We start from the raw sequence: 18,310 nt of genomic DNA, 5'->3' as shown, positions 1-18,310 counted from the left end.
GCCTGATTACCCGCCGATATAGGACAGGTTCTGAGTAATGCCGGTGTTGCCCTGATGCAGGAAATGGGTCTGCTTTTTGTGCGTCAGCGCCTCGGAAATACGTGCTTCAAGCGCGTCCTGCTGGGCGTCATCTTCCAGCAAATCGCGCAGATCGACGCCGCCATCCCCGAACAGGCAAAGATGGAGCTTGCCGACGGAGGAGACGCGCAGGCGGTTGCAGCTGGCACAGAAGTCTTTTTCATAGGGCATGATCAGGCCGATTTCGCCTTCATAATCCGGATGACAAAAGACCTGCGCCGGGCCATCGCTGCGCTGGCGGATCTGGTGGATCCAGCCGCGTTTCAGCAGTTCGTCGCGCAGAACCATGCCGGAGATATGATGGCGACGGAACAGCTCGCTACCCTCCCCGGTCTCCATCAGCTCAATAAAACGCAGTTGAATGCGGCGCGGTTTGATCCACGCCAGGAAAGTGTCCAGCTGATGGTGGTTCACATCACGCATCAACACGGTATTGACTTTGACCTTGTCGAAACCGGCGGTGAACGCGGCATCGATGCCGTCCATCACCTGCTGGAACTTGTCCTGGCCGGTAATGGCGTGGAACTGACGGGCGTCCAGGCTATCGACGCTGACGTTGATCGCCGTCAGCCCCGCATCGCGCCAGTTCGCCACGTCACGCGCCATGCGGTAACCGTTGGTGGTCACCGCAATCTGGCGGATACGTTCGTTTTCACGCACGGCGGCAATGATGTCAGGGAAATCACGGCGCAGGGAGGGCTCTCCCCCGGTAAGACGCACTTTTTCCGTGCCAAGTTCAGAAAACGCGCGCGTGACGCGGCGTACTTCATCCACGGAGAGAAAGCCATTATTGGTGACGCTGCCCGGCTTGTAGCCATCGGGCAGGCAGTAGGTGCAACGGAAGTTACACACGTCGGTAATCGACAAACGTAAGTAGAAAAACTTACGCGCGAAAGCATCAGTAAGTTGTGAAGCCATGTACACCTTTCCAGATCGGGAGGCACAGTCATTTCTTTCTGTACCCTGGTGGCAAATCCGCCACGGCCAGGGCGCCATATCTCTCGACACAGGCGCCAGGGCTAGAGTGTATGTTTTCAGTTTTGAAAACGTGGTTATGGCGATAGTAGCGTGGAAATCGCCACTTCGCCATTGTCGCTTTTCGCTATATAAATTTATATATAACGATGTTATCGTGCATTTTCACTACAGAATACGCAAAAACAGCGCTTTCGCATTGATATACGTCATTATGGTTTGTGAGAGGCATCGTCTTTTGGGAGTAGTTGCGTTACTGTGACGCAAGCTTAACAGGATAAGGAATTGGTATGCGCAATCGCACTTTTGCGGATCTGGACCGCGTGGTCGCTCTTGGCGGAGGTCACGGTCTGGGACGAGTGATGTCGTCGTTATCGTCACTGGGCTCGCGCCTGACGGGCATCGTGACAACAACGGACAACGGCGGCTCAACCGGGCGGATCCGACGCGCTGAAGGCGGGATTGCCTGGGGTGACATGCGCAATTGCCTCAACCAGCTTATCACGGAGCCTAGCGTGGCCTCGGCGATGTTTGAGTACCGTTTTGGCGGGAATGGTGAACTTTCAGGCCATAACCTTGGAAATCTGATGTTAAAGGCGCTGGATCACCTGAGCGTGCGCCCTCTGGAAGCGATCAATTTAATTCGTAACCTGTTAAAGGTGGATGCATTCCTGATCCCGATGTCCGAACAGCCGGTGGATTTAATGGCGATCGATGCCGACGATCACGAAGTGTATGGTGAAGTGAATATCGACCAGCTTCTTCTTCCGCCAAAAGAGCTGATGACCTACCCCAGCGTACCCGCAACGCGTGAAGCGGTAGAAGCGATTGGCGAGGCCGATCTGATCCTGATTGGGCCGGGAAGTTTTTATACCAGCCTGATGCCGATCCTGCTGGTGAAAGAGCTGGCGCAGGCGCTGCGCAGAACGCCTGCGCCCATGGTCTATATCGGTAATTTAGGCCGCGAACTCAGCCCGGCGGCGGCAAGCCTGTCGCTGGCGGATAAGCTGGACCTGATGGAACAGTACGTTGGTAAGAAAATTATCGATGGTGTCGTGGTCGGGCCGAAAGTGGATGTATCGGGGATTGGCGATCGCGTGGTGGTGCAGGAGCCGCTGGAAGCCAGCGATATTAAATATCGCCACGACCGCCATTTGCTGCGCGAGGCGCTGGAAAAGGCGATTCAGGCATTAGGTTAGGTTCGTTTTGTGCGGCCTGATGCCCTCACCCCGGCCCTCTCCCACAGGGCTGAGGGTTCCCCACAAAATAATGCCTGCACAGACGGCCCCCTCTCCCTTAAGGAAGAGGGCTGGGGTGAGGGGGAACATACAGCTCTGGTGGTCATTCCGTTCACTTTATGTTCCTTGCTACTCTGTCACGACATGGCCGGTGAACGTGCCAGGGTGGCTCAGTCGCCGCCACCCTGGCGACCCGGGCTTCCGGCGGGAAATCGCCGCTTCGCGGTGCCTTCGGCTTATTCCTTCCGGCTTATCGGGGACGGGCGGAGGTAACATCCCTGTAAAGCCCGCCCTCTCGGCGCATCCCTGCGCCTCGCCCCGGCCTACAGGAAACGCCTCAGCGGTTTACAGCCGGACCGAGGCATCGCTAAAAGCCCTCAGTTTTTCTGAGGCAACGTTATCGCTTTTGCTTTCAAATTACTGGGGAACCCTCTCCCACAGGGAGAGGGAGAAAACGCCACCGGGCAAAAAACTACGATGCCGCAATAAACAGATCCCGCAGCTGATGCAGCTGATCGCGGATTTGCGCGGCCTCTTCGAACTCCAGGTTCTGCGCATGCTGCATCATCTGCCCTTCCAGCTCGTGGATCTTCTGCTGCAACGCTTTCGGCGTCAGCGCGACAGTATCCTCTTCCACCACTGAACGGGCCTTGCCGCGGCCTTTCGCTTTGGTCTTCGCAATGTTCTGACCCAGCGCCAGGATATCCACCACCTTCTTGTTCAACCCCTGCGGCGTGATGCCGTGCTCTTCGTTGTAGCGCTGCTGCTTCTCGCGACGACGTTCCGTTTCGCCAATCGCTTTGGCCATCGACGGGGTGATTTTATCCCCGTACAGGATCGCCTTCCCGTTGACGTTACGCGCGGCGCGGCCAATGGTCTGGATCAGCGAGCGCTCGGAACGCAGGAAGCCCTCTTTGTCCGCGTCCAGAATCGCCACCAGCGACACCTCAGGCATATCCAGCCCTTCTCGCAGAAGGTTAATACCGACCAGCACGTCGAACTCGCCCAGACGCAGATCGCGGATGATCTCCATACGCTCCACGGTATCGATATCCGAGTGCAGATACCGCACCTTCTCACCGTGTTCTTCCAGATACTCCGTCAAATCTTCCGCCATACGTTTGGTGAGCGTGGTAACCAGCACGCGCTCGTTGATGGCGGAGCGGGCACGTATTTCCGAGAGCAGATCGTCCACCTGCGTCGCCACCGGACGCACCTCGATAATCGGATCCAGCAGCCCGGTCGGACGCACCACCTGGTCCACCACGTCATCACCGGATTTTTCCAGCTCGTAGTTGCCCGGCGTCGCCGATACGTAGATGGTCTGCGGAGCAAGCGCCTCAAATTCTTCAAACTTCATCGGACGGTTGTCCAGCGCTGACGGCAGTCGGAACCCGTACTCCACCAGCGTCTCTTTACGCGCGCGGTCACCGCGGTACATCCCGCCGATCTGCGGGATCGTAACGTGGGATTCATCGATCACCAGCAGGCCGTCCGCCGGAAGGTAGTCAAACAGCGTCGGCGGCGCTTCGCCCGGCCCGCGCCCGGAGAGGTAGCGCGAGTAGTTTTCGATGCCGGAGCAGTAGCCCAGCTCGTTCATCATCTCCAGATCGAACTGGGTACGCTGGCTCAGGCGCTGCTCTTCCAGCAGCTTATTGTTCGCCAGCAGCACCTTGCGGCGGTCCGCCAGCTCGGTTTTGATCTCTTCCATCGCCTGCACAATACGCTCGCGCGGCGTTACATAGTGCGTTTTTGGGTAGATGGTGAAGCGCTGGATCACCGACTCGACGTGACCGGTCAACGGATCGAACAGCGACAGGCGTTCAACCTCTTCGTCGAACAGCTCCACGCGCAGCGCCATATCGTCCGACTCCGCCGGGAAGATATCAATCACCTCGCCGCGCACGCGGAAGGTCCCGCGCTGGAACGCCTGATCGTTACGGGTGTACTGCAACTCCGCCAGACGGCGCAAAATCGCACGCTGATCGATGATCATCCCCTGCGTCAGGTGCAGCATCATCTTGAGATAGAGATCCGGATCGCCCAGGCCGTAGATCGCCGACACCGAGGCCACCACCACCACATCACGACGCTCCAGCAGCGCCTTGGTCGCCGACAAACGCATCTGCTCGATATGTTCGTTCACCGAGGCATCTTTCTCGATAAACGTGTCGGAGCTGGGAACGTAGGCTTCCGGCTGGTAGTAGTCGTAGTAGGAGACGAAATACTCCACCGCGTTTTCCGGGAAGAACTCTTTCATCTCACCATACAGCTGCGCCGCCAGCGTTTTGTTCGGCGCGAGAACCATCGTCGGACGCTGGAGATCGGCAATGACGTTGGCAATGGTGAAGGTTTTGCCCGAACCGGTAACCCCCAGCAGGGTCTGGTGCGCCAGCCCGTCCTCCAGTCCCTCTTCCAGGCGACGAATAGCCTCGGGCTGATCCCCGGAAGGACGGAAAGCAGAATTCAGTTTAAACGGTTTACTCATGGGCGACGACCTGATGACAGAATAAGCGGCAGGTGAGTAATTTTACTCGTTGTGGCCAGGATTGCCAGTAAAAAACACTGGATGAAAAACCAGTAGCGTGTCAGGATATTTAGCGTAGCGCAGAGAGGATTAGTGCGTTCGCGAGCCAAATTTCGACTGTGACAAAATAAAACACCAGCCTCAGGGGGTTATCCCCAGAACTATTACTTTTTTAACATTTGTCAAGGGCGGTTATGAAAGTTTTATGGCAACAGGTCTCGCTGGCGTTGAGGGAATTGCTTTTATCTAATTCGTTAAAAAATAAAGACTAATTTATTAAGCCGCGTTTCGCATCAATTTGGTTGTAACCCGCGTATTCTCTCGCTTATCGCGGGTTTTCTAACTCTAATGCACAAGGTTATCCACAGGAATAGTGGATAACTGCCTCCAGCCCGTACAGCATGCACTCCAGCAAATTCCCGGTTTTTCCCACGAAGCGGCAGTAAAAAATTTTTATCACTCTTTTTTGCCTGGAAAACGTTCATTTTTTCATAAGCGACTGGCGAGATCTTAATCACAATTCTGTCATTTCTCCTGCACCACAATTCGACATACGCAGCACCGGGAGTGTGCAATTCGTATAAACGTTCAGCTTTTGAAAGTGAGTTATTCCTAAAAATGACCTTTTTTTAATCATTATGAAGTTCCTGGCAGGCGTTTTGCAGACATCACTCTGTGCATCACCCCACACATTTTTAAGGAGAGAAAGATGTTGAGTCTGCGTGCTGTAAATCAGTTTTACGGAAGCCAACATACGCTATGGAACGTGAATATCGATTTCCCGCAAGGCATCTGTACGGGCATTGTTGGCCTGCCTGGCATGGGCAAATCCACGCTTATGAACTGCATTACCGGAAAGGTGCCCGTCGAGAGCGGCACCATCATCTGGCATGAGGCTGGCGCGCCGCCGCATAACTTGCTCAACCCTGCGTCAGCATTCCCGGCGCCGCCGACGATAGGCTACGTCCCGCAGGATCGGCGAATATTTTCCCAGCTCACCGTCGATGAAAATCTGCATATCGCTATGCGGGCGACGGGGAAACCCGACCCGGCATCAAAAAGTGACGTGTATGCCCTGTTTCCGGAGCTCTATCCGCTGCGACAGAGCCGTGCCTCTGCGCTGTCCCCTGACGACCAGTATCAGCTGGCCCTCGCCAGTGCGCTGGTTAATCGTCCGCGCGTGTTGATTCTGGATGAGCCCATGCATGGCGCAGGGCACGGTTTCGCGCGCAGGCTGGGGCAGTTGCTGGTGCGGTTGAATCGGGAGCTGGGAATGACGGTGCTGTTAGCGGAGCAACAGCTGTCGTTTATCCGCCGGGTAGCGGATCGTTTCTGCATGCTCTATCGCGGACGTAACGTGGCACAGGGCCACGTTAACGAGCTGGATGACGACCTTATTGCGCACTGGATGGCGCGGGACATAAGGCGCTGAGGTCGAGATAGCGTCCGGTTTCCGCCTGCTCTGCACCGTCGGCAAGCCACGGGATCTCGCCGAGGCACGGCGCAGGCAGCCCCCGCTTCAGCGTCGCCAGATACTCGGCATGACGTTTACCCGGCGCTACCACGTCATTGGCAATCCACCCTGCCAGACGCAACCCGGCCTGCTGCACGGCCTGGGCGGTCAGCATGGCGTGATTGATACAGCCAAGCTTCACGCCGACCACCAGAATGACCGGAAGCTGCTCGGCCTGCACCCAGTCAGCAAATGTCTGCTCGTCGGACAGCGGGGTAAACCAGCCGCCAGCCCCCTCCACCAGCACCCAGTCGGCCTGCGTTTCCAGGACGCGTAACCCGGAAGAGAGCACCGAAAAATCAATCGGACGATCTTCATCGACGCTGACGATGTGCGGCGAGGTGGGTTCAGCAAAGGTATAGGGGTTCACCGCAGAATAGGCCAGCGTAAGGCTGCTGTTACGCTGTAGCGCCAGCGCATCGGTATTACGTAAGCCTTCCGGCGTCATCTCGCTGCCGGAGGCTACGGGCTTATACCCGGCCGTTGTTTTCCCCAGCAGACGCGCCGCCTGCAACAGCGCGGCGCTGGCAACCGTTTTACCGACTTCAGTGTCCGTGCCGGTAACAAAATAACGTTCAGTCACGTTCAATAATCCCATGAAAAAGATGATAAGAGAGCGGGAACCGGCCCCGCTCCTGCGGCCAGGCCAGCTCGAGACGCTGGAGTTGGCCGCGGGTAAGGGGTTTCTTCTCCCGTCCGGCGTGCAGGTGCGTCGCGCCTATGCCCTTAAGCGATCGCATGGCGCTTAACGCATCGCTAAATTCGAGGGTGACGGTCTGGACCACGCTGCGATAGCGCCAGCCTGCCAGCGCCTGAGTGACCTGTTGGTGCGAGAGAAACCGGTTGGCGTGCGGCTGCGCATCCACTGCCCTCCACGCCTGATTCAGCTCTGGCAACGAACTTTCCAGCAAGGTGGTAAAGGCCACCGCTCCGCCGGGCCGCGCCACGCGGTATAGCTCGCGTAGGGCCTGCGGCAGGCTGGCGCACCACTGCACCGCCAGATGGCTCCAGACAAGGTCAAACAGCGCATCCTCCAGCGGGATGGCCTCGATATCGGCCACCAGATAACGGTCTGCTGACTGCTGCTGGCGGGCCTCATCCAGCATCTGCGCGGATAAATCCAGCGCCGTGACGTGGCTACCCGTTGCGCGCCAGTAGCGGCTATTGCCGCCAGGCCCGCAGCCAGCGTCGAGCACCTGCGCAAAACGCCCCTCACCAAGCGCGGCCAGCAGCCCGCGGGCGCTCAGGCGTTGCAGCTCATCGTGCTGTGAATAGCTTTGCGCTGCCCGGCCAAACGCGGCGGCAACGGCCTGTTTATTGACAGGAGACATACAGTGCCTCCAGAAGCGTATCGATATCCTGCGGCTCGTGCGCTGCCGTGAGCGTCAGACGCAAGCGCGCGGTGCCTGGCGGCACGGTGGGTGGGCGGATCGCCGTGACCCACTGCCCGCGTTCTCGTAGCGCCTGTGCCAGCATCAGCGCCCGATGGTTTTCACCCACAATCACGGGTTGAATGGCGCTGTGCGAGTCGGTAAGCCGGTAAGGCAGTGCGCTTACCCCCCGGCGAAAACGCTGAATATGGTCGGCCAGGCGCGCCCGGCGTTCAGCGCCGTCTTCGCCGCGGATCACCGCAAGCGACGCAGAGAGCGCCACGGCCTGCGCCGGGGGCATGCTGGTGCTGTAGATCAGGTGCCGGGCGAACTGCACCAGGTAATCGGCCACCGGCTCGCTGCACAACACCGCGGCGCCGCTGACGCCAAAGCCTTTGCCGAAGGTGACCACCAGCAGTTCCGGCCTGACGCGTTGCTGGTGCGCGCTTCCGCGCCCCTCCTCGCCGGTGACGCCAATGCCGTGGGCATCGTCGACCAGCAGCCAGGCGTTCTGCTGTTTTGCGACGTCATGCAAAGTGGCAAGGGGCGCGCTGTCGCCGTCCATGCTGAATACCCCTTCCGTCACCGCCAGCTGAAGCCCAGAACAGGGTTTACCCAGCAGGACGTTCAGCTGAGAGGCATCGTTATGGGCAAAACGCCGCAGCTGCGCCGGGCTGAGACTGGCCGCTTCAAGCAGGGACGCGTGGCTCAGGCGGTCCGCGATGATGCGGTCGTCTTTGCCCATCAGGGCGGCAATCACCGCCTGATTCGCGGCAAAACCGGAGATAAACAGCAGCGCCCGCGGGTAGCCCAGCCAGTCGGCCAGCTCTTCCTCCAGCGCCTGATGCGCCGTGGTGTAGCCGCTGACGTGCCCGGAGCCACCGCTGCCCACGCCGTAACGATCCGCGCCCTGCTGCCAGGCGCGAACGATCTGCGGGTGCTGGCTCAGGCCCAGATAATCGTTGCTGGAGAAATTACAGAACCGCTCTCCTTCCCGGGAGAGAAAACGGCCTGCACCGTTTTCCACTACCCTGCGCACCCGAAACGCATCCGCCGCCCGCCGCTCGTCGAGCGCGGTCCTGATACGTGCCTGCCAGGTCATACGGCTGCCGCGTTGTAGAACTGGTCGGTGTCGGCGTTAAAAATCTGCTGCTCCAGCTGCTGCTGTTGCTCGTTATCCCCCGCCTGTACCTCGGTCTGGTGTGGGTTCAGCCCCAGCTTGCGGAACAGCTGGACATCTTTGTCCTCTTCCGGGTTTGGCGTGGTCAGCAGTTTGCAGCCGTAGAAGATGGAGTTGGCCCCGGCCATGAAGCACATCGCCTGGGTCTGCTCGCTCATCTGCTCGCGACCGGCAGAGAGGCGAACGTAAGAGGTCGGCATCATGATGCGCGCCACCGCGATGGTGCGGATGAAATCGAAGGCATCCACGTCCTCGTTATCCGCCAGCGGCGTCCCTTTTACCTTCACCAGCATGTTGATGGGCACGCTTTCCGGCGGGGTCGGCAGGTTTGCCAGCTGTAACAGCAGGCCGGCACGATCTTTTACCGTCTCTCCCAGTCCCACGATCCCGCCGGAACAGACCTTGATCCCCGCATCACGCACTTTATCCAGCGTGTCCAGACGCTCCTGATAGGTGCGCGTGGTGATGATGTTGCCGTAGAATTCCGGCGAGGTATCGAGGTTGTGGTTATAGTAATCCAGCCCCGCCGCCGAGAGACGCTGCGCCTGCTCTTCGTTCAGCGTACCAAGGGTCATGCAGGCTTCAAGCCCCATCTCCTTCACCCCCTTCACCATCTGCTCCAGATAGGGCATGTCGCGGTCATGCGGATTTTTCCACGCCGCGCCCATGCAGAAGCGGGTCGAGCCAGCGTTTTTGGCCTTGCGCGCGGAGTCGAGCACCTGCTCGACTTCCATCAGGCGCTCGGATTCGAGACCGGTTTTATAGCGCGCGCTTTGCGGGCAATATTTGCAGTCTTCCGGGCAAGCCCCGGTTTTGATCGACAGCAGCGTGCTGACCTGAACATGACGCGGATCGAAGTGCTGGCGGTGCACCTGTTGCGCCTCAAACATCAGCTCCAGGAAAGGTTTGTTGAATAATTCAGTGACTTGCGACATCGTCCAGCGTGCGTGGTGAGCCATCGGGCTTCTCCAAAGGGTTTTGTTAATTGTCGGTTCGGTTTATACTTGTAAACCTAAAACTTTTCAAAATGGTTTACAAGTCGATTATGACCCAGGACGATCTCGCCTTCGACAAGCAGCATATCTGGCACCCTTACACCTCCACGACCCGCCCCCTTCCCGTCTATCCGGTAGCCTCGGCCCACGGCTGCGAGCTGCATCTTGCCAGCGGCGAGCGGCTTGTTGACGGGATGTCCTCCTGGTGGGCGGCGATCCATGGCTACAACCACCCGCGACTGAACGCGGCGATGAAAGCGCAGATTGACCAGATGTCACACGTGATGTTTGGCGGGATCACGCATCAGCCCGCGGTGGATTTATGCCGTCGCCTGGTAGCGATGACGCCTGAATCGCTGGAGTGCGTTTTCCTGGCCGACTCCGGCTCGGTGGCCGTGGAAGTGGCGATGAAAATGGCGTTGCAGTACTGGCATGCGAAGGGCGAAACGCGCCAGCGGTTCCTTACCTTCCGCAACGGCTATCACGGCGACACTTTCGGCGCGATGTCGGTATGTGATCCGGACAACTCCATGCACAGCCTGTGGAAAGGCTATCTGCCGGAAAACCTGTTTGCGCCAGCCCCGCAGAGCCGCTTCGACGGCGAATGGAACGAGATGGACATGGTGGGCTTCGCGCGGCTGATGGCGGCCCATCGCCACGAGATTGCCGCCGTTATTCTCGAACCGATTGTGCAGGGCGCGGGCGGAATGCGGATGTACCATCCCGAGTGGCTGAAGCGCATTCGGAAGATGTGCGACCGCGAAGGGATCCTGTTGATTGCCGATGAGATCGCCACCGGCTTTGGCCGCACCGGGAAATTGTTCGCCTGCGAGCATGCGGGGATCGCGCCGGATATTCTGTGCCTGGGGAAAGCGCTCACCGGCGGCACCATGACTCTCTCCGCCACGCTTACCACCCGCCAGGTTGCCGATACCATCAGCGACGGCGACGCGGGCTGCTTTATGCACGGCCCGACGTTTATGGGCAACCCGCTGGCCTGCGCCGTGGCAAGCGAAAGCCTCGCCATTCTGGAAAGCGGCGCATGGCAGACGCAGGTGGCGGCGATTGAGGCGCAGCTGAAGCAGCAGTTAAGCGCGGCGGCGGAGGCGGAATACGTCGCGGACGTCCGCGTACTGGGCGCCATCGGGGTAATCGAGACAACGCATCCGGTGAACATGGCCGCGTTGCAGCGCTTCTTCGTTGACCAGGGCGTGTGGGTGCGACCTTTCGGTAAGCTGATTTACCTCATGCCGCCGTACACCATTTCTGCGGATCAGCTCCGCAAGCTGACCGGGGCAGTGGTTGAAGCCGTTAACACTTCAGCGCATTTCGCGATTTAACCCCATGCGTTACACTTTCTGAATGAGTGAGTAACGAGGGAAATCGGATGAAAATCATCAGTAAAGATTTGCGCGACGGCGAAAAGCTGCCGGAACGTCACGTGTTTAACGGGATGGGTTATCAGGGGGATAATATCTCTCCCCATCTGGCGTGGGACGATGTGCCAGCGGGAACCAAAAGTTTTGTCGTGACCTGCTACGATCCGGATGCGCCAACCGGGTCGGGCTGGTGGCACTGGATCGTGGCAAACCTGCCCGCCGACACGCGCGTGCTGCCGCAGGGCTCCGGTTCCGATCTGGTTGCTCTGCCTGACGGTGCGATTCAGACGCGCACTGACTTTGGCAAAGCGGGCTACGGCGGCGCGGCGCCGCCAAAAGGGGAAACGCACCGCTATATCTTCACCGTGCACGCGCTGGATGTGGACAAGATTGAGGTCGACGAAGGGGCGAGCGGCGCGATGGTAGGCTTTAACGTGCATTTCCATTCGCTGGGCAGCGCGTCGATTACGGCGATGTATTCGTAATCGTGCGGGCTGATGCCCTCACCCCGGCCCTCTCCCACAGGGAGAGGGAGAAAACCTAACAATTCCCTCTCCCTGTGGGAGAGGGTTAGGGTGAGGGTAAAAATCACAGTACCGAAGGTAACAGCCCCACCAGCCGCCCTTCTTCCAGAAGCTGCATCGCCTTATCAATATCCGGCGCAAAGAAGCGGTCGTCATCGTAGTGCGTAACGTGCTCGCGCAGTTCCTGGCGCGCCTGCTCCAGTAGCGGGCTGGATGTTAGCCCTTCGCGCAAATCAATACCCTGACACGCCGCCAGCCACTCCACCGCCAGCACGCCGCGGGTGTTAGAGGCCATCTCCCACAGACGACGCCCGGCAGCCGGGGCCATCGAAACGTGATCTTCCTGGTTGGCTGAGGTTGGCAGGCTGTCCACGCTGTGCGGATGCGACAGGGCTTTGTTCTCGCTTGCCAGTGCCGCGGCGGTGACCTGGGCTATCATGAAGCCCGAGTTCACGCCGCCGTTACGCACCAGGAACGGTGGCAACTGGGACATGTGCTTATCCATCATCAGCGCGATTCGACGCTCAGACAGCGCCCCGATTTCGGCAATCGCCAGGGCGATATTATCTGCGGCCATCGCCACCGGCTCGGCGTGGAAGTTACCGCCAGAAACCACCTCGTTTTCCTGAGCAAATACCAGTGGGTTATCGGACACCGCATTGGCCTCCACCAGCAGCACTTCTGCCGCCTGGCGCAGCTGCGTCAGGCATGCGCCCATCACCTGCGGCTGGCAGCGCAGGGAATACGGATCCTGCACCTTCTCACAGTTGTGATGCGAATCGGCAATGTCGCTGGTATCGGTAAGTACGTGGCGGTACATCGCAGCGGCATCAATCTGCCCGCGCTGGCCGCGCACCTCGTGGATGCGGGCATCGAACGGACGACGCGAGCCGAGCACCGCCTCAGTGGTCAGTGCACCGCACACCACCGCCGAGGCGAACAGATCTTCCGCTTCAAACAGACCGCGCAGCGCGAAAGCGGTCGACGCCTGCGTGCCGTTGAGCAGCGCCAGCCCCTCTTTTGCCGCGAGGGTGATCGGCGTTAAGCCAGCTTTTTTCAGCGCCTCTTTCGCAGGCAGCCACTCCCCTTGCCAGCGCGCCTGGCCTTCACCCAGCAGGAGCAGCGACATATGCGCCAGCGGCGCCAGATCGCCGGAGGCGCCGATGGAGCCCTTCGCCGGGATCCACGGATAAACTTCCGCATTGACCAGCGCCATCAGCGCCTGGATCACGCTCAGACGAATGCCGGAAAACCCACGCGCCAGGCTGTTGATTTTCAACACCATCATCAGGCGGACGATCTCATCGTCCAGCGGCTGGCCAACCCCCGCCGCGTGCGACAGCACCAGCGAACGCTGTAAATTCTCCAGATCGTGCGTGGCGATGCGGGTCTGCGCCAGCAGGCCAAACCCGGTGTTGATGCCGTAGGCGGTGCGCCCTTCCGCCACAATCGCCTCCACGCAGGCCACGCTGTCGTTAATGGCACGGTGGGCGCTTTCATCAAGGGAGAGTGTCACCGGATGACGCCAGACGTGACGCAGCTGTTTGAGCGTCAGCGAGCCGGGAGTAAGTGTTAACGCGTTCATGCAGGCTTTCCTTGTGTGGCGGGGATCATCGGCAGGTTCAGGCCCTGCTCTTTGGCACAATCAATGGCAATCTCGTAACCCGCATCCGCGTGACGCATCACGCCGGTTGCCGGGTCGTTGTGCAGCACGCGAGCGATACGCGCGGCCGCTTCATCAGTTCCGTCACAGACGATGACCATCCCGGAGTGCTGGGAGAAGCCCATCCCGACGCCGCCGCCGTGGTGCAGCGACACCCAGGTCGCGCCGCTGGCGGTGTTCAGCAGGGCATTCAGCAGCGGCCAGTCGGAGACCGCATCCGAGCCGTCGCGCATGGCTTCGGTTTCACGGTTCGGACTGGCGACAGAGCCGGAATCCAGGTGGTCGCGGCCAATGACGATCGGCGCGGAGACTTCGCCGCTGCGCACCATTTCGTTAAAGGCGAGGCCGAGTTTTTGCCGCCACTCCAGCCCGACCCAGCAGATACGCGCCGGCAGGCCCTGGAAGTTAATGCGTTCGCGCGCCATATCCAGCCAGCGATGCAGGTGTTCGTCGTCGGCAACAATCTCTTTCACTCTGGCGTCAGTTTTGTAGATATCCTCCGGGTCGCCGGACAGGGCAACCCAGCGGAACGGCCCAATGCCGCGGCAGAACAGAGGACGAATATAGGCGGGCACGAAGCCGGGGAAGTCAAAGGCGTTAGTCACCCCCATCTCTTTCGCCATCTGGCGGATGTTATTCCCGTAATCAAAGGTCGGAATACCCATCTTACTGAAGGCCAGCATCGCGGAGACGTGTTCCGCCATGGCGCGTTTAGCCGCCAGTACCGTGCCCTCTGGATCGGTTTCCGCTTTTTGCTGGTAGTCTTCCCACGTCCAGCCTTTTGGCAGATAGCCGTGGAGCGGATCGTGAGCGCTGGTCTGGTCGGTGACCAGATCCGGACGCACGCCGCGCGCCACCAGTTCCGGCAGAATATCCGCCGCGTTGCCGCACAGGGCAACCGACACGGCTTTGCCTTCAGCGGTGTACTTTTTGATGCGCGCCAGCGCGTCATCGAGGTTGTCGGCCTGTTCATCGACATAGCGGGTACGCAGACGGAAATCGATGCGGCTCTGCTGGCACTCAATGTTCAGGGAGCACGCGCCCGCCAGCGTCGCGGCCAGCGGCTGCGCGCCGCCCATGCCGCCCAGTCCGGCGGTGAGCACCCAGCGGCCTTTCAGTGATCCGTTATAGTGCTGACGGCCCGCTTCCACGAAGGTTTCATACGTGCCCTGCACAATCCCCTGGCTGCCGATGTAGATCCAGCTACCCGCGGTCATCTGGCCGTACATGGCCAGCCCTTTTGCGTCCAGCTCGTTGAAGTGTTCCCACGTCGCCCAGTGCGGCACCAGGTTGGAGTTGGCAATCAGCACGCGGGGCGCATTTTTATGGGTTTTGAATACGCCAACCGGTTTGCCGGATTGCACCAGCAGCGTTTCGTCGTTTTCGAGATTCGTCAAAGACTCGACAATCGCGTCATAGCACGCCCAGTTGCGCGCGGCGCGGCCAATGCCGCCGTAGACCACCAGCTCGTGGGGATTTTCTGCTACCTCAGGATCAAGGTTGTTCATCAACATGCGCAGCGGTGCTTCGGTGAGCCAGCTTTTTGCGGTGAGCGTGGTGCCGCGCGCGGCGCGGACATCCTGCTTGCGGTATTTATCTGACGACATTGTGTGTTCCTCATAAGGGACAGGTGATGCATTTAGATATACTTGTATAGACAAGCACACACAAGGTCGGATTTAACAAAAAAGATACAATTTTGCTATATTGCGTTAGCGATCACGCTTATAAAACTTATGACATAAAGTGGCCCTGCAACCGGTAGCGATTCCCCGGGAATAGCAGCTTCGCATGCGACACAATTTGCGAGGACGACCAGGTACGACGGCGGATCAGCAGACAGGGATCGTGCTCTTTAATACGCAACAGCTCGCACTCCTGCGGCGTGGCGCGCACGGCTTCCACGATATGCTCCCCTTCCGTCAGCGGGGCGACGAGCGAGAGATACGCATGCGGTGTGGTTTGGGTGTAATCCTGGCTCAGGTAATCCGGTATCCGCTCCGCGTTGACGCAGCGATCTTCAATCTGGACCGGAATGTCGTTCTCATAATGCACCATCACCGAATGGAAAATCCGGGTGCCCTCGGTAACGTTCAGCTCGATGGCCTGTTCGGCGCTGGCCTGCGTCTCTTCAAGCACCAACACCTCGCAGTGGTGCTGATGGTTGCGGGCGGCAATTTCATCGGCAATGCTGCGGATTTCAAACAGCGCCGACTGTCCTTTTGGCTCGGCGACAAAGGTTCCGACACCCTGCAAACGCACCAGCAACCCTTCATCGGTCAGTTCACGCAGTGCGCGGTTGATGGTCATTCGGCTAAAGCCAAACTGCGCCACCAGCTCGGCCTCGGACGGAATGCGGTCATGCGGGCGCCAGACGCCGGCGGCGATTTTTTCGCTGATCGCCTGCTTCACCTTTTCGTAAAAAGGCGCGGGAGGGCTCGGCTGCGGCAGGGGCGAGCGTGAAAACATCATGACTCCTTGAATGTTGTTATGCCCACCAGTGAGCAATTTGCCAGGCCAGTCGGGCGGCGAGCTTAGCGCCCTGTCCGTCCCGATCGTAGTGCGGATTGAATTCCACCAGATCCGCCGCCTGTAGTTTACCGCTTCGGCAGATACGCTCAATCACCGGGAACAGATCCAGCGCCGGGATCCCCAACGCCGCAGGGGCGGACACGGCGGGCATTTCTGCGGCAGGCAGCACATCAAGGTCAACGGTGAGATAAACCCGGTCTGCCTGCGCAAGCACGCTATCCAGCACGGATAGCGCATCCCGGCGAAAATCGAGATCTTCAACCAGCGTCACGTTCAACCGCTCAGCTTCCTCCCACAGCGCCTGAGTATTCGCCGCACGGCTTACCCCCAGGCAGGCGTAGTGAAACACCCGCGACTGAGACGCGCAGTAGTGCGCCAGCTGGCGGAACGGCGTGCCGGACGTTGCCCGTTCGGCCTTGCGTAAATCGAGGTGCGCATCCAGGTTGATCACCGCAAGGCGATCGTTCGGAAAGGCGTCCAGCACGCCGCGCCCGTGCGCCCAGGCGGTTTCATGTCCACCACCGAAAACCAGAGTACGCATCCCGGATTGCTGGCACGCGGTTATGGCCTCGCTCAGCGCCTGCTGTGCCGCCTCCAGCGCGTGGCCTTCAACATAAATAGCGCCCATATCCACGAGGCGCGCATGCCCCTGATGGCTCGCCATATTCGCCAGCGCGCCACGCAACACATCGGGCGCCTGTGCAGCACCGGGCCTGCCCTGGTTACGCTTAACCCCTTCATCACATTCAAAGCCCAGCAGGGCGATGCCTGACGGCGCGGGAGAAAAGTGTTCGCGCTGCTGTATGGTCTGGAAGAGACGTTTCGCGGTGCTGGACTCGGCGCTGTCGTCACGACCCTGCCAGACCTGCGGAGAAACGGGATGCCACAGTTTCATGCTACCTGCCCCCGAAACACGCGTTGATACAAAGGATTCCGCCCCGGCTCGTAAACCATCTCAACCGGATGATTCGCCTCCCAGACGACGAAATCAGCCACATAACCGGGCTTTAACTGCCCGTGCGTCGCACCACGTCCTAGCGCCTGCGCCGCATGCCGCGTCACGCCAGCCCAGGCCTCTTCCGGCGTGAGGCCAAACTGGACGCAGGCCATGTTCATTGCCAGATGCAGGCTGGCAAACGGGCTGGTGCCCGGATTGTAGTCGGTAGCCACCGCCATCGGCACGCCCTGCTCTCTCAGCTGCGCCACCGGTGGACGCTGGCGCTCCTGAAGAAAATAGAACGCGCCGGGGAGCAATACCGCCACCGTGCCGCTTTGCGCCATCGCCTGAATACCTGCATCATCGAGATACTCAATATGATCGGCCGACAGCCCTTTATACTGGCTGACCAGCGCCGCGCCGCCGAGATTCGACAGTTGTTCTACATGCCCTTTTACCGGGATCCCGAGCGCGGCGGCGGCCCGGAACAGGCGCTCGGTTTGCGCCGGGGTAAAGCCGACGTTTTCACAAAACACGTCCACCGCTTCAAATAACTCTTTTTGCCACAGCGTGGGCATGATCTGCTCACAGACCAGCGCCAGATAGGCATCCGGATCCTGTCGGTACTCGGCAGGAACGGCGTGCGCGGCCAGCAGCGTCGGGCTGATATCGACCAGATTATTCAGGCTGAGCTGGCGGGCAACCAGCAGCATTTTCTCTTCGGCTTCGGCATTCAGTCCGTATCCTGATTTGATTTCAACTGTCGTTACGCCTTCATTCATCAGCCGCTGGAGTCGCTGCTGCGCCACCGTCAGGAGCGTTTCCGGCGAACTGTTGCGGGTGGCCGTGACCGTGGCGTTAATTCCGCCGCCCTGCGCGCTAATGGTCTGATATGACACGCCGTTAAGCCGTTGCTCCCATTCCGCTGCGCGATCGCCGCCGAACACCAGATGGGTGTGGCAATCGATCAGGCCGGGGGTAACCAGACGCCCGTCGAGATCGACACACTGACGATGCCCGGAGGGGATCTCGGATTCAGGAATAATGGCCAGAATCGTCTGGCCGCGCACAACGAGGGCATGTTGTTCTGTCAGGCCGTAGGGCTCCGCCTCACCTGTCGCCAGGGTTGCCAGTCGCGCATTTCGCCATATCACATCATCGGGATGAAGCTGCTGCATGTGCCTTCCACTTGTCATGGGTTGTATAGACATTTATTTTCATCTGCCGCCTGCTGTCAACCGCATTGGGGGAAAATGTTATTTATTTGTGATGACTTTCCCGTCGCCTGCGGGCAAAAATGCAACTTTTCCGGTTTTTATCTTCCCGTTTCGCTCAACTTAGTATAAAAAAGCAGGCTATTTCGTCTATCCAGATAAGACTTGCATACCCAGGAGCATTA

General features: G+C 59.3%; 15 protein-coding genes and 1 riboswitch. Of the genes, 4 read left to right on the top strand and 11 right to left on the bottom strand.

Going from position 1 to position 18,310, the window contains the following annotated elements:
• Nucleotides 1–6: 6 nt before the first annotated feature.
• Nucleotides 7–996, bottom strand: coding sequence for a GTP 3',8-cyclase MoaA (gene moaA / locus RS584_RS06695; protein ID WP_017384935.1), 990 nt, complete (start codon nucleotides 994–996; stop codon nucleotides 7–9).
• Nucleotides 984–1,117: riboswitch (molybdenum cofactor riboswitch) on the bottom strand. Its footprint overlaps the gene before it by 13 nt.
• 226 nt (nucleotides 1,118–1,343) lie before the next feature.
• On the opposite strand from moaA, the gene yvcK reads away from it, so the two are divergent.
• Complete coding sequence (gene yvcK / locus RS584_RS06690) at nucleotides 1,344–2,252, top strand: uridine diphosphate-N-acetylglucosamine-binding protein YvcK (RefSeq protein WP_023299636.1); 909 nt, start codon at nucleotides 1,344–1,346, stop codon at nucleotides 2,250–2,252.
• 511 nt (nucleotides 2,253–2,763) lie between these two features.
• Here the strand turns inward: yvcK and uvrB are convergent.
• The gene (gene uvrB, locus RS584_RS06685; protein WP_015571085.1) at nucleotides 2,764–4,779 is read right to left on the bottom strand and encodes an excinuclease ABC subunit UvrB; all 2,016 of its coding nucleotides are present in this window, start codon (nucleotides 4,777–4,779) and stop codon (nucleotides 2,764–2,766) included.
• A 748-nt stretch (nucleotides 4,780–5,527) separates the two neighbouring features.
• On the opposite strand from uvrB, the gene RS584_RS06680 reads away from it, so the two are divergent.
• Entirely contained in the window at nucleotides 5,528–6,250 is a 723-nt protein-coding gene (locus tag RS584_RS06680) for an ABC transporter ATP-binding protein (RefSeq protein ID WP_015571086.1), read from the top strand.
• Here RS584_RS06680 and bioD read toward each other — a convergent pair.
• From bioD to bioB, 4 genes are read right to left on the bottom strand one after another with little or no spacing between them, the layout of a single operon-like run.
• On the bottom strand, nucleotides 6,213–6,914 hold the full coding sequence (gene bioD, locus RS584_RS06675) for a dethiobiotin synthase (RefSeq protein WP_315749129.1): 702 nt from the start codon (nucleotides 6,912–6,914) through the stop codon (nucleotides 6,213–6,215). The two genes, RS584_RS06680 and bioD, sit on opposite strands and share 38 nt — an antisense overlap.
• Nucleotides 6,907–7,662 (bottom strand): malonyl-ACP O-methyltransferase BioC, encoded by a 756-nt coding sequence (gene bioC, locus RS584_RS06670; RefSeq protein ID WP_015571087.1) that lies wholly within the window; start codon nucleotides 7,660–7,662, stop codon nucleotides 6,907–6,909. Before bioC ends, bioD begins: the two co-directional genes overlap by 8 nt.
• The gene (gene bioF, locus RS584_RS06665) at nucleotides 7,646–8,803 is read right to left on the bottom strand and encodes an 8-amino-7-oxononanoate synthase (protein WP_032102637.1); all 1,158 of its coding nucleotides are present in this window, start codon (nucleotides 8,801–8,803) and stop codon (nucleotides 7,646–7,648) included. Before bioF ends, bioC begins: the two co-directional genes overlap by 17 nt.
• Nucleotides 8,800–9,840: a biotin synthase BioB gene (bioB, locus tag RS584_RS06660; protein ID WP_023303328.1), complete on the bottom strand. Its 1,041-nt coding sequence runs from the start codon at nucleotides 9,838–9,840 to the stop codon at nucleotides 8,800–8,802. The genes bioF and bioB overlap by 4 nt, the downstream gene beginning before the upstream one ends.
• 86 nt (nucleotides 9,841–9,926) lie before the next feature.
• Here bioB and bioA point away from each other — a divergent pair, with 86 nt between their 5' ends.
• Both bioA and RS584_RS06650 read left to right on the top strand, forming a co-directional pair.
• Complete coding sequence (bioA, locus tag RS584_RS06655; RefSeq protein ID WP_410493171.1) at nucleotides 9,927–11,216, top strand: adenosylmethionine--8-amino-7-oxononanoate transaminase; 1,290 nt, start codon at nucleotides 9,927–9,929, stop codon at nucleotides 11,214–11,216.
• 47 nt (nucleotides 11,217–11,263) lie between these two features.
• A complete protein-coding gene (locus tag RS584_RS06650) occupies nucleotides 11,264–11,740 on the top strand; it encodes a kinase inhibitor (RefSeq protein WP_003858531.1) in 477 nt (158 codons plus the stop codon).
• Between the two features lie 103 nt (nucleotides 11,741–11,843).
• Here the strand turns inward: RS584_RS06650 and hutH are convergent, their stop codons facing one another.
• The 5 genes from hutH to hutI all read right to left on the bottom strand — a co-directional run bounded on the left by hutH (nucleotide 11,844) and on the right by hutI (nucleotide 18,089).
• On the bottom strand, nucleotides 11,844–13,364 hold the full coding sequence (gene hutH / locus RS584_RS06645; protein ID WP_315749128.1) for a histidine ammonia-lyase: 1,521 nt from the start codon (nucleotides 13,362–13,364) through the stop codon (nucleotides 11,844–11,846).
• Complete coding sequence (gene hutU, locus RS584_RS06640; protein WP_032671286.1) at nucleotides 13,361–15,049, bottom strand: urocanate hydratase; 1,689 nt, start codon at nucleotides 15,047–15,049, stop codon at nucleotides 13,361–13,363. Before hutU ends, hutH begins: the two co-directional genes overlap by 4 nt.
• 127 nt (nucleotides 15,050–15,176) lie before the next feature.
• The gene (locus RS584_RS06635) at nucleotides 15,177–15,911 is read right to left on the bottom strand and encodes a histidine utilization repressor (protein WP_017384945.1); all 735 of its coding nucleotides are present in this window, start codon (nucleotides 15,909–15,911) and stop codon (nucleotides 15,177–15,179) included.
• A 19-nt stretch (nucleotides 15,912–15,930) separates the two neighbouring features.
• Nucleotides 15,931–16,869 carry a formimidoylglutamase gene (gene hutG / locus RS584_RS06630; protein ID WP_045615145.1) on the bottom strand — a complete coding sequence of 313 codons (939 nt, stop codon included), beginning with the start codon at nucleotides 16,867–16,869 and terminating at the stop codon, nucleotides 15,931–15,933.
• Nucleotides 16,866–18,089 (bottom strand): imidazolonepropionase, encoded by a 1,224-nt coding sequence (hutI, locus tag RS584_RS06625; RefSeq protein WP_315749127.1) that lies wholly within the window; start codon nucleotides 18,087–18,089, stop codon nucleotides 16,866–16,868. The genes hutG and hutI overlap by 4 nt, the downstream gene beginning before the upstream one ends.
• Nucleotides 18,090–18,310 lie beyond the last annotated feature (221 nt).

Origin of the sequence: Enterobacter sp. DTU_2021_1002640_1_SI_PRY_ASU_LCPMC_013, from assembly GCF_032389435.1 — a bacterium.
GTDB classification, from domain to species: Bacteria; Pseudomonadota; Gammaproteobacteria; order Enterobacterales; family Enterobacteriaceae; genus Enterobacter; species Enterobacter hormaechei_C.
Note: the sequence above shows the minus strand (reverse complement) of the source record. Positions and strands in the feature narration are given on the sequence as shown.

Excerpts from the sequence above, each read along its gene's own strand:
- bioB (WP_023303328.1), bottom strand. The coding sequence starts at position 9,840 with ATGGCTCACCACGCACGCTGGACGATGTCGCAAGTCACTGAATTATTC.
- RS584_RS06650 (WP_003858531.1), top strand. The coding sequence starts at position 11,264 with ATGAAAATCATCAGTAAAGATTTGCGCGACGGCGAAAAGCTGCCGGAA.
- RS584_RS06635 (WP_017384945.1), bottom strand. The coding sequence starts at position 15,911 with ATGTTTTCACGCTCGCCCCTGCCGCAGCCGAGCCCTCCCGCGCCTTTT.
- uvrB (WP_015571085.1), bottom strand. The coding sequence starts at position 4,779 with ATGAGTAAACCGTTTAAACTGAATTCTGCTTTCCGTCCTTCCGGGGAT.
- bioC (WP_015571087.1), bottom strand. The coding sequence starts at position 7,662 with ATGTCTCCTGTCAATAAACAGGCCGTTGCCGCCGCGTTTGGCCGGGCA.
- hutG (WP_045615145.1), bottom strand. The coding sequence starts at position 16,869 with ATGAAACTGTGGCATCCCGTTTCTCCGCAGGTCTGGCAGGGTCGTGAC.
- hutI (WP_315749127.1), bottom strand. The coding sequence starts at position 18,089 with ATGCAGCAGCTTCATCCCGATGATGTGATATGGCGAAATGCGCGACTG.
- yvcK (WP_023299636.1), top strand. The coding sequence starts at position 1,344 with ATGCGCAATCGCACTTTTGCGGATCTGGACCGCGTGGTCGCTCTTGGC.
- moaA (WP_017384935.1), bottom strand. The coding sequence starts at position 996 with ATGGCTTCACAACTTACTGATGCTTTCGCGCGTAAGTTTTTCTACTTA.
- bioF (WP_032102637.1), bottom strand. The coding sequence starts at position 8,803 with ATGACCTGGCAGGCACGTATCAGGACCGCGCTCGACGAGCGGCGGGCG.
- hutU (WP_032671286.1), bottom strand. The coding sequence starts at position 15,049 with ATGTCGTCAGATAAATACCGCAAGCAGGATGTCCGCGCCGCGCGCGGC.
- hutH (WP_315749128.1), bottom strand. The coding sequence starts at position 13,364 with ATGAACGCGTTAACACTTACTCCCGGCTCGCTGACGCTCAAACAGCTG.
- RS584_RS06680 (WP_015571086.1), top strand. The coding sequence starts at position 5,528 with ATGTTGAGTCTGCGTGCTGTAAATCAGTTTTACGGAAGCCAACATACG.
- bioA (WP_410493171.1), top strand. The coding sequence starts at position 9,927 with ATGACCCAGGACGATCTCGCCTTCGACAAGCAGCATATCTGGCACCCT.